Origin of the sequence: Kitasatospora kazusensis (assembly GCF_039529945.1) — a bacterium.
GTDB lineage: Bacteria > Actinomycetota > Actinomycetes > Streptomycetales > Streptomycetaceae > Kitasatospora > Kitasatospora kazusensis.
On record NZ_BAAANT010000099.1, the window covers coordinates 1 to 4,579 of the forward strand.

Annotated in this window: 1 protein-coding gene; it reads right to left on the reverse strand. The window is 72.0% G+C overall.

Annotated features, from left to right (window positions below; all coding sequences use genetic code 11):
* Positions 1-4,579: type I polyketide synthase (locus ABD330_RS31945; protein ID WP_344469814.1), on the reverse strand; the 4,579-nt coding region annotated here is incomplete at both ends.

The window sequence follows — 4,579 nt, forward strand, 5'->3', positions numbered from 1 at the left end:
AGCGGGTCTGGTGCAGCAGGTCGTTGTTGGTGAAGACCACGTCGCGCAGGGGGTGTTCGAGGTGGGGGTCGAGTGCGGCGCAGGCTTCGTCGAAGGCTGTGGCGAAGACGGGGTGGGTGTTGTGGAGTTCGTGTCCCATGCCGAGGCGTTGGGCGCCTTGGCCGGTGAAGAGGATGGCGAGTTTGCCGCCGCGTACCGTGCCCTGGACGAGATTGCGGGTGGTGTGCTGTCCGGCGAGGGCGTCCAGCCCGGTCAGGAGTTCCTCGCGGGTCTGGCCGAGGACGGCGGCGCGGTGTGGGAAGTGGGTGCGGCCGTTGGTGAGCACATGTGCGGTGTCGGCCGGGGTGATGTCGTGGCGTTCGGTCAGGAACTTGTGCAGCTGGGCGGCCTGCTCGCGTAGGGCGGGTTCGGTCTTGGCGGAGAGCAGCAGGGGGAGGGTCGTGTCCTGCGGTTCTGTTGTCTTGGGGGCCGTGTTCGGGGCGGCTTCGAGGATGAGGTGGGCGTTGGTGCCGCTGATGCCGAAGGAGGAGACGGCGGCCCGGCGGGGGTGGTCGGTCTCGGGCCAGGGCCGGGCTTCGGTGAGCAGCTCCACGGCGCCGGATTCCCAGTCGACGTGCGGGGTGGGCTCGTCGACGTGCAGGGTCTTGGGCAGGATGCCGTGGCGCATGGCCTGGACCATCTTGATCACGCCGCCGATGCCGGCGGCGGCCTGGGCGTGTCCGATGTTGGATTTGAACGAGCCGAGCAGCAGGGGGTGTTCGGTGGGCCGGTCCTGGCCGTAGGTGGCGAGCAGGGCCTGGGCCTCGATCGGGTCGCCGAGGGTGGTGCCGGTGCCGTGCGCTTCGACCGCGTCCACCTGGTCGGCCGTCAGGCGGGCGTTGGCCAGTGCGGTGCGGATCACCCGCTGTTGTGAGGGGCCGTTCGGCGCGGTGAGGCCGTTGCTGGCGCCGTCCTGGTTGACCGCCGAGCCGCGGATCACCGCGAGCACCTGGTGTCCGTTGGCCTGGGCGTCGGAGAGCCGCTCCAGCAGCACCATGCCCGCGCCCTCGGCCCAGATCGTGCCGTCGGCCGCGCTCGCGAAGGACTTGGCGCGGCCGTCGGGTGCCAGGCCGCGCTGTCGGCTGAACTCCAGGAACATGCCCGCGTTGGCCATCACGGTCGCACCGCCGGCCAGTGCCATCGTGCACTCGCCGCTGCGCAGCGCCTGGGTGGCCAGGTGCAACGCGACCAGCGAGGACGAGCAGGCGGTGTCCACGGTGATCGCGGGACCCTCGAATCCGAGAGCGTAGGAGACCCGGCCCGAGGCCACGCTCGCTGTGGTACCGGTGAGCAGGTAGCCCTCGACGCCTTCCGTACCCTGGCGCACCAGCGGCGCGTACTCCTGGGTGACCACACCCGCGAAGACGCCGACCTGGCTGCCCCGGAGCGTGGCCGGCACGATGCCCGCCCGCTCCACCGCCTCCCAGCTGACCTCCAACAGCAGGCGCTGTTGCGGGTCGAGGGCGAGTGCCTCGCGCGGCGTGATGCCGAAGAAGTCGGCGTCGAACCGATCCGCGTCGTACAGGAAGCCGCCGTGGCGGGTGTAGCTCTTCCCGAGTGCCGCAGGGTCCGGGTCGTACAGGCCCTCGACGTCCCAGCCCCGGTTGTCCGGGAACTCGCCGATCGCGTCGGTGCCGGTCGCCACCAGGTTCCACAGGTTCTCGGGGGTATCGGCTCCGCCGGGGAAGCGGCAACCCATCCCGACGATCGCGATCGGGTCGTCGTCCTTGGACCGCCTGGCGACGGGTTTGGCCGGCCCGCGCTGCGGTTCCGAGCTCAGCAGCTCGCCGTGCAGGTAGCGGGCGATCGCGGCGGGCGTCGGGTAGTCGAAGGTGAGGGTGGCCGGCAGCCGGAGTCCGACCGCCTTGTTGAGGGTGTTTCGCAGCTCCACCGCGGTCAGCGAGTTGAAGCCGAGTTCCTTGAACGAGCTCTCCGGATCGAGTGCCGAGGACGGGTCGTGGCCGAGCACGGTCGCGATGTGCCCCTGGAGGAAGTCGAGCAGGAACGGGCCCTGCTCCGCGTCGCTGCGGGAGGCCAGCTCCTGGGCCAGCCCGTGCTCGCCGGCAGCCACCCCGACCTCTGCGGCACGCCGCAGTCGTGGACGGTAGAGCCCGGCGAAGATCGGCGCGATCGTGCCCGCGCTCGCCTGGGAGCGCAGGCCGGCCGCGTTGAGCTGAGCGGGTACCAGCACGGCCCGGTCGTGCGGCAGCGCGGCGTCGAAGAGGGCCAGACCCTGCCCGTCCGGCATCGGGGTGATGCCGGTGCGGGCCAACCGGAGCTGCTCCTGCTCGCCGAGCGTGCCGCTCATGCTCGCCGCGTCGTCCCAGAGGCCCCAGGCCAGCGAGGTGGCGGGCAGGCCCTGGGCCCGGCGGAACGTGGCGAGGGCGTCCAGATAGCCGTTGGCGGCGGCGTAGTTGCCCTGCCCGGGTGCACCCAGGGTGCCGACGATCGAGGAGTACAGGATGAAGGCCGTGAGCTGCAGGCTCTGGGTGACGGAGTGCAGGTTCCAGGCTGCATCGGCCTTGGGTGCCAGGACGGCGTCGAGCCGCTCGGCCGTCAGCGCGGGGATCGTGCCGTCGTCCAGGACACCCGCGCAGTGCACGACGGCGCGCACGGGGTGCTCGCCCGGGACGGACGCGAGCAACTCGACCAGGGCCGGCCGGTCGGCGGCGTCGCAGGCGGCGATCCGCACCGTGGCGCCCAGCGACTCCAATTCGGCCACGAGTTCCGCCGCGCCGGCCGCCGCCGGCCCCCGCCGACTGGTCAGCAGCAGGTGCCGGACGTCGTGTCGGGTCACCAGGTGCTTGGCCAGCATGGCGCCCAGCGCCCCGGTTCCACCGGTGATCAGCACTGTTCCCTCGGTGTCGAAAGCCGGGTCCTGGCTCTCGATCGGCTCGGCCTTCGCCAGCCGGGGAACAGTCACCTTGCCCTGTCGCAGCGCGAGTTGTGGTTCGCCGAGGCTGACGGCCGAGGGCAGCGCGGCCACCGAGGCGTCCGATCCGTCCAGGTCGACCAGCACGAACCGGTCGGGCTGCTCGGACTGCGCGGTGCGTACCAGGCCCCAGACGGCGGCGCCGCCGAGGTCGGTCAGCTCCTCGTCGCCGGCGACGGCCACCGCCGTGTGGGTGAGAACGGCGACCCGGACGGCCGGCTCCTCGTCCGTGAGGAACTGCTGGAGCGTGCCCAGCACCTGGCCGGTGAGCTCGTGCGCCCGGTCCGGTGCGGCGCTGCCTGCGCCGAGGGCCGGCAGGACGGCCAGCTGCGGGGTCGGTGCGCCGCCGGCGAGTGCGGCGCGTAGCGCGGCCACATCCGGGTAGTCCGTCGCGTCGATGCCCGCGCGGCACAGTGAGCCGGTCAGCTCCGTGTCGCCCAGCACCGCCCACTGCGGTGCGCCGGCTTCTTTGACGGGGAGGGGCAGGGCGGTCCAGTCGACCTGGTACAGCTCCTGGGCCGGGGCCGCCTGGGCGGAGGCCATTTGGTCGGTCGCCACAGCCCGCATGGCCAGCGAGCTGATGGTGATCGTCGGCGCACCGGTGTGATCCGTGATCGCCAGCGAGACCGTGTCGGGCGTGGGCCTGGAGAGCCGGACCCGCAGTCGAGTGGCGCCGACCGAGTGGATCGCCACCCCGCTCCACGAGAACGGCACCCGGATGCTGTCCTCGGCGGGGGTGGCGCCCAGCACCAGGGCTGCCGGCTGCAGGGCGGAGTCCAGCAACCCGGGGTGGATGCCGTAGGCACCCGGGTCCGCGTCCGCAGGGAAGGCCACCTCGCCGTACGTGGTGTCGCCGTCCTGCCAGGCAGCCCGCAGTGAGCGGAAGAGCGGGCCGTAGCCGAAGCCGGCGTCGATGATCCGGCGGTAGAAGTCCGTCATGTCCAGCGCGGTCGCCCCGGTGGGCGGCCACTCGGCGTCCTCGAACGGTTCGAATGCGCCGGCCGGTTCGCCGACGGCGAGTGCGCCGGCGGCGTGCAGGGTCCACTCGGTGCCGGACGGCGCCTCCTCGGCGCGCGAGTACAGCGCGAAGGTCCGGCTGCCGGCGCTGTCCTGGGCGTCGACGGCCAAGCGCACCTGGAGGGCGCCGTGCTCGGGGATCGCCAGGAAAGTGCGGTGGGTCAGCTCCTCGATCTGGTCGCAGCCCACGATCTGCGCCACGTGCAGGAGCAGGTCCACGAAGGAGACGCCGGGCAGGATGTATGCCCCGAAGATCTCGTGCTCCGGGGCCCAGTCCGGGTTCTCCGCAGAGAGCCGACCGGTGAACAAGTACCCCTTGCCGTCGGGGAGTTCGGTCTGACTGGTGAGCAGTGGGTGATCGATGGCGGTCAGGCCGAGGGTGGCGGCTCCGGCTCCGGCGGGGGCCGCGTTGAGCCAGTAGCTCTCGTGTTGGAAGGGGTAGGTGGGGAGGTCGGTCGCGGCGGTCGTGTTTTCGGTGGTGGGCCAGCTGACCCGGTGGCCGTGGGTGTGCAGGTGGGCGAGGGTGGTGGTGAGGGTCAGTGCTTCGGGGCGGTCGTGGTGCAGTGCGGCGGTGGTGACCGTGTCCTCGGT